The organism is Crocosphaera sp. Alani8 (assembly GCF_038442745.1).
GTDB lineage: Bacteria > Cyanobacteriota > Cyanobacteriia > Cyanobacteriales > Microcystaceae > Crocosphaera.
In genome coordinates this window covers 1-4,187 of sequence record NZ_JARVCN010000280.1, presented here as the reverse complement: position 1 = coordinate 4,187, position 4,187 = coordinate 1, and the positions used below count along the sequence as shown (strand labels likewise).

The 4,187-nt window shown below is 29.7% G+C and carries 2 protein-coding genes and 1 pseudogene; all 3 read left to right on the top strand.

Going from position 1 to position 4,187, the window contains the following annotated elements:
* A pseudogene (locus tag P9B04_RS15600) lies at positions 1–550 on the top strand (hypothetical protein); the annotation flags it as partial.
* 7 nt (positions 551–557) lie between these two features.
* Positions 558–3,257 carry a hypothetical protein gene (locus P9B04_RS15595; protein WP_342055909.1) on the top strand — a complete coding sequence of 900 codons (2,700 nt, stop codon included), beginning with the start codon at positions 558–560 and terminating at the stop codon, positions 3,255–3,257.
* A gap of 19 nt (positions 3,258–3,276) precedes the next feature.
* Positions 3,277–4,179 (top strand): hypothetical protein, encoded by a 903-nt coding sequence (locus P9B04_RS15590; protein WP_342055908.1) that lies wholly within the window; start codon positions 3,277–3,279, stop codon positions 4,177–4,179.
* The last annotated feature ends 8 nt before the right edge of the window (positions 4,180–4,187 follow it).

The window sequence follows — 4,187 nt, the reverse complement described above, 5'->3', positions numbered from 1 at the left end:
GTCTAGATTTACTATTCTTTCATTTTCTCACACCTCATTCCTGATTGCTATAGAACCCTATTTAGAAGAGTATGCAGAAGTTCCAGGGTTATTAATTCTTTTGGATGGTACTTTTTTTACACAAGATACCATCTACGCTGAAGGTTTAGCCAGTTTAAAATCAGAATTAAATTTAAGATTAGTAGCCAACAATAAGCCTTTAAATAATTATCGTCTCGCTGTTGTTTTTACTAAATCAGAACAACCTCAAATTTGGGTTCATCGTCGTAATATTAAAAGATTTATGGGCTTAAAATTCCCTAGAACCTATCAAGTTTTAAAGGAATGGAGTGTTGAGTGGAATTCTCCCATTAACTACTTTTTCTGTTCTGCTTTTGGGATGAAAGGAGATCCCCCTACTCCTAATGTGAAAGTAACTAGTCGAGAAAATGGTATAACATTAGGTATCATCGCTCGTAAAGAAGTATGGCGACCTTTTGGTTTAGTCGCTCCCATTTATTGGCTATATACTGGAAAAGATCTTCCCGAATTAAGAGAGATTGAGGAGTAATTAAATTATGAGTGTCAGAATATGTGAATTTTCAAGAAAGCTTTTAGACCCTAAAATACAAGAAGGAAAATGGGTATCTACAGGATTTGAGAAAGAGATTGGTTTGAGATTTGGTCCAAAGTCAGGAGTTCCTGAAATCATTGAAACTACTGTTAATAATCATCTTTTTCGTCTCAATGATAACTATCCTCCTACTGAGGGCAAACTAAGTTTAATTGCTAAAGAATTTGAAAAATATTCTATCTTATTAGTAGCTAATAATTTATCCGATGATAAAGCTCGTCCTTTGGTTGGTTATCGTTATTTTTGGTTAGAAAAGCCAAAAAATACTCAGATTGATGGTGTGGGAACATTACTTAAATGGTGGGAGAGTAAAGGTGAACCTTGCTTGGAGTTAAAATCTCATCAAGAAACTGAGAGTCTTCAAAAAGAAAACTATAAAAATGGTTATTATAATGCTGAGGTTTATCAACCAGAAGATTTTCAAAAATATTATCATCCGGTAGAAGATATCTACAATCAAATTAAGAAAACTCCTTATCTTGTCATAATTAAAGAAGAGCAAAAAAAATCGCAGCATCCTAGCTATTTACAATTACATTCTCTAGCTTTACATCTACAAAAAGAACGTAAACGACCTATTGCTTGGACATGGAATATTTTTAAGTTAGATAATCCTCATAAATTTATCTTAATTTGTTGTGCGGACGAAGAATCTTTTGAGTGGAATAGAAAAAATATTAAGCATTTTATTGCTATTGATGAACGAATTGATGACTCATTAAGTAGTGATCCTGTTCAAAAGACATCAACACATCTTCTTAAACAAGCTATACAAAAAATTGCCGAAAATAAAGGAATTGATAAATATTCAGCTACATTAAATAAAGAATTAAGTTATAGTGATAGTGTACAGTGGGATTGGGGAAAACTGATTGATGAAACTTGGTTAGAAACTCACAAAAAATTTCAAATTGATAGATATAAATCTTTAGTTTTACTACTAAATCCGAATTTAAAAATTGGCAATTTTAAAATATCTCCTATTATTTGGATTGAAAGTTTGAAAGACGAGGGAGATTATATTAATGCTTTAGCTGTTCAGAATCAACTAACACCAATTCTTTTACAACTAGAAGATAAGATTGATGAGATCATTAATCAGTTGTTATTAAATTTGCTGATATCTAATACAGATAGCAACCATAAGAGAATTGAACAGCTATTTTTTCAATCTGAATCTTTGTGGTCAAATCCAGAATGTTTGATTCTTTACTCCCAGAGACTCTTTAGCAAGCTTGAGAAAAGATGTAAATATAAACAAGATTTAAGCATAAAAGAAAGTAATAAATTTGTTGAGAGAATCAATGAAGATTTTGAATTATGGAAGAAACTAGAAAAACAGAAAAAACAAGCAGGACGAAATAAAAATTTACTTCTTAATTCAATGCATACTACCCAAAGTTTTTCGTCAATACCATCATTCAATAATTTAAGTAATTATCAAAAACTTGCTAAGTTTTTTGAAAAGATAAAAAATGAATCTACTTCTGCGATCGCAACCTTTTTTTATCAACTAAGCACAGGCAAAGTTCCTAGAAGCATTCCCGAAAAGTACCCTAAGTTGCCCTTAATTATTCCTCTTAAATCTTTTAGAAGACCAGAGGAAAAAAGTAACGATTATTTATCTAAATTTGCCATAAATTTCCTAAAATATGATTCATTTTCAGAAGCATCTCATTTAACTAAATATACTATTTCAAATAGCTTCCAAACCTCAGACATTTTGCTACTTTGGCCAGTTCAACCCAAAAATACAAGTATATTAAAAAGATGGTATCCTATGTTTGCTATTTTAGTTTCACATCCATCCGTTAACGATTACTTTAAAGGGAGTTTTAATCAAATGTGGAAAATTATGATTAGTTTATCCATAGGTAGTATAACATTAGGAACATTGTTAGGTGTAGGATTAGGAATACCAATACAAAACAATTTTAAGCTGTACGACAAGGTATTGTACTCTTCAATTTCCCAAAATAAATCAGATGTTATTTCTTCTAATCCTATACGCGAGCTTTATTTATACTTAAATCTTTTAGAAACTGGAAATTTCAATAAAGATAGCCAACAAAAAAATATTAAAAATTTAGAAAAATTAATTGAATTAATACCCAATTTTAATGATAATAAATTCAAAGAATCAGCAACAAGAACTGCATTCTTTGAAAATAGAAACAAGACTCTACTCAAGGAAGAATTAGAACAATTATATGGATATGTAAAAGGATTAACCCCTCCCGTGAAGGAAAAACTAAGTCAAACTTATAAAACAGATGAAATTGATAATAAAAATCCTGTCAAAAATATTGAAATTAAACAAGTAAAAGAGATTTTAAAACAACCACTTGCCATTTATGATGGGGAAATTACAGATAGATGGGACAAGGAGACATTAAAGGCAATTAACGGATTTCAAAAACAATACAATATTGAACCTTCTGAGACTGATTTTGGTCCAGAGACATGGAAAGTTCTTTCTATCATCATACAAGATAAACAAGTTGAACAAGCTGCCAGGAAACTTAAATCAATTATTGAAGAGAGTAAAACCTATGATCAATTTAAGACTAAATATAATAAACTGAACGAATGTAAAACAATTACTGACAAACTGTATTCTGAATGTTTAAGAGAAGACAATTGACAGTAACTTAAAAGAGATTATGCTAAGCAAAAAAGCTAAAATCTACGAATTCTCCCGAAAATTCCTAGAACCCAAATGGTCAGATACCCTTAACCGATATGCTACCACAGGGTTTCATAAAGAGATTGGGTGGGAAAACAAAAAAGTTCCCAAAGAAATTATTAATGCTGTCGATAACCATTTACTCCGGATTAATGATAATTATCCTCCCTCAGAAAATGACCTTGCTTTAATTGCCAGGGAACTTCAAAATTATGCTATTTTAGCAATAGCAACTCGATTAATGGATGATCATTATCGTCCTCTAGTTGCCTATCGTTATTTCTGGTTAAAAAAACCTTCTAAAAATGATGACATAGATGGAGTGGGAACTTTATTAAAATGGTGGATAAATCAAAATAATTTATGTTATCAATTAAGACCTTCTAGTGAACATAAAATAAACAAAAAAACTCCTTCAAAATTATTGGTTTTAAAGAATGATTTAAAGCAAAATTTTTATGAAGGCGAAATATTGAAAGAAATAGAAACAAAAATAAATCAATCTCATATCAATCTATTTATTGATTTTGAAAACTTAATTAATGAATATAAATATCAACAATTTCATACTCTTACACTAATTTTAAGCCAAAAATATAACGTTCCGTTAAGTTGGGCTTATAATGTCAATAAATTAGAAAATCCTGAACAATTTACGCTTATTTATCATCAAGGTAATTTAATTGTGAATAGACTTAATCCATCTAGAAAAATCTTTTGTGAATATAGTTATTCTGATGAAAATATAACAAATACTAATCTTAAAAGATGTTTGATGGACATAGCTAAAAATAAAAAAATAGAGAGTAATTTTTTAAGATTGAGTAACTATTTACCAGAAATGTTGAATGTCTTTAGAAAACTTTACATATCAAATTAGACTAACCC

Coding starts and splice junctions, on each gene's coding strand:
- P9B04_RS15595 (WP_342055909.1), top strand. CDS start 558: ATGAGTGTCAGAATATGTGAATTTTCAAGAAAGCTTTTAGACCCTAAA.
- P9B04_RS15590 (WP_342055908.1), top strand. CDS start 3,277: ATGCTAAGCAAAAAAGCTAAAATCTACGAATTCTCCCGAAAATTCCTA.